Source organism: Lactobacillus sp. UMNPBX16 (genome assembly GCF_002553775.1).
In the GTDB taxonomy this organism is placed as follows: Bacteria; Bacillota; Bacilli; order Lactobacillales; family Lactobacillaceae; genus Lactobacillus; species Lactobacillus crispatus.
Window position 1 is genome coordinate 1 of record NZ_PCYU01000049.1, and the last position, 1,984, is coordinate 1,984.

1 rRNA gene is annotated in these 1,984 nt (G+C 50.4%); it reads right to left on the reverse strand.

Features of this window, described 5'->3' with window-relative positions:
- Positions 1–266: 266 nt before the first annotated feature.
- Positions 267–1,830, reverse strand: a 16S ribosomal RNA gene (locus tag CP367_RS09565).
- Positions 1,831–1,984 lie beyond the last annotated feature (154 nt).

Genomic DNA, 1,984 nt, shown 5'->3' on the forward strand with positions numbered 1-1,984 from the left:
TCACGTCCTTCTTCGGCTGTTAGTGCCTAGGCATTCACCGTGCGCCCTTTTCTACTTGACCTTACTCAAGAATTCTCTTCTCGGTCGCTCTACAATCTGTTCTCTTTGATTGTCTCGGTTTTTTGCTTGGATTATATTCAGTTTTCAATGTACTAGCTCTTTTTGAGGTACTACCCTCAAAACTAAACAAAGTTTCTCAGTGTGCTTCCGCTTGCTCTGGATACTTCTCTTAGCATTCCTGCTCTCCATATCCTTCGCTTCCTTAGAAAGGAGGTGATCCAGCCGCAGGTTCTCCTACGGCTACCTTGTTACGACTTCACCCCAGTCATCTGCCCTGCCTTAGACGGCTCCTTCCCGAAGGTTAGGCCACCGGCTTTGGGCATTGCAGACTCCCATGGTGTGACGGGCGGTGTGTACAAGGCCCGGGAACGTATTCACCGCGGCGTGCTGATCCGCGATTACTAGCGATTCCAGCTTCGTGCAGTCGAGTTGCAGACTGCAGTCCGAACTGAGAACAGCTTTCAGAGATTCGCTTGCCTTCGCAGGCTCGCTTCTCGTTGTACTGCCCATTGTAGCACGTGTGTAGCCCAGGTCATAAGGGGCATGATGACTTGACGTCATCCCCACCTTCCTCCGGTTTGTCACCGGCAGTCTCATTAGAGTGCCCAACTTAATGCTGGCAACTAATAACAAGGGTTGCGCTCGTTGCGGGACTTAACCCAACATCTCACGACACGAGCTGACGACAGCCATGCACCACCTGTCTTAGCGTCCCCGAAGGGAACTTTGTATCTCTACAAATGGCACTAGATGTCAAGACCTGGTAAGGTTCTTCGCGTTGCTTCGAATTAAACCACATGCTCCACCGCTTGTGCGGGCCCCCGTCAATTCCTTTGAGTTTCAACCTTGCGGTCGTACTCCCCAGGCGGAGTGCTTAATGCGTTAGCTGCAGCACTGAGAGGCGGAAACCTCCCAACACTTAGCACTCATCGTTTACGGCATGGACTACCAGGGTATCTAATCCTGTTCGCTACCCATGCTTTCGAGCCTCAGCGTCAGTTGCAGACCAGAGAGCCGCCTTCGCCACTGGTGTTCTTCCATATATCTACGCATTCCACCGCTACACATGGAGTTCCACTCTCCTCTTCTGCACTCAAGAAAAACAGTTTCCGATGCAGTTCCTCGGTTAAGCCGAGGGCTTTCACATCAGACTTATTCTTCCGCCTGCGCTCGCTTTACGCCCAATAAATCCGGACAACGCTTGCCACCTACGTATTACCGCGGCTGCTGGCACGTAGTTAGCCGTGACTTTCTGGTTGATTACCGTCAAATAAAGGCCAGTTACTACCTCTATCCTTCTTCACCAACAACAGAGCTTTACGATCCGAAAACCTTCTTCACTCACGCGGCGTTGCTCCATCAGACTTGCGTCCATTGTGGAAGATTCCCTACTGCTGCCTCCCGTAGGAGTTTGGGCCGTGTCTCAGTCCCAATGTGGCCGATCAGTCTCTCAACTCGGCTATGCATCATCGCCTTGGTAAGCCTTTACCTTACCAACTAGCTAATGCACCGCGGGGCCATCCCATAGCGACAGCTTACGCCGCCTTTTAAAAGCTGATCATGCGATCTGCTTTCTTATCCGGTATTAGCACCTGTTTCCAAGTGGTATCCCAGACTATGGGGCAGGTTCCCCACGTGTTACTCACCCATCCGCCGCTCGCTTTCCTAACGTCATTACCGAAGTAAATCTGTTAGTTCCGCTCGCTCGACTTGCATGTATTAGGCACGCCGCCAGCGTTCGTCCTGAGCCAGGATCAAACTCTCATTTTAAAAAGTTTGAATGATTGCTCATTCCTTATTTAAGATCTTTGTCTCAAATTTATTGCTTGCGAATTGACTTCGCTTCTTGTTTGGGTTTTTACACCCGCACACTTTTAGCGAAACTTTGTTCAGTTTTCAAAGTACTACCTCTGTCTTGCTTTTT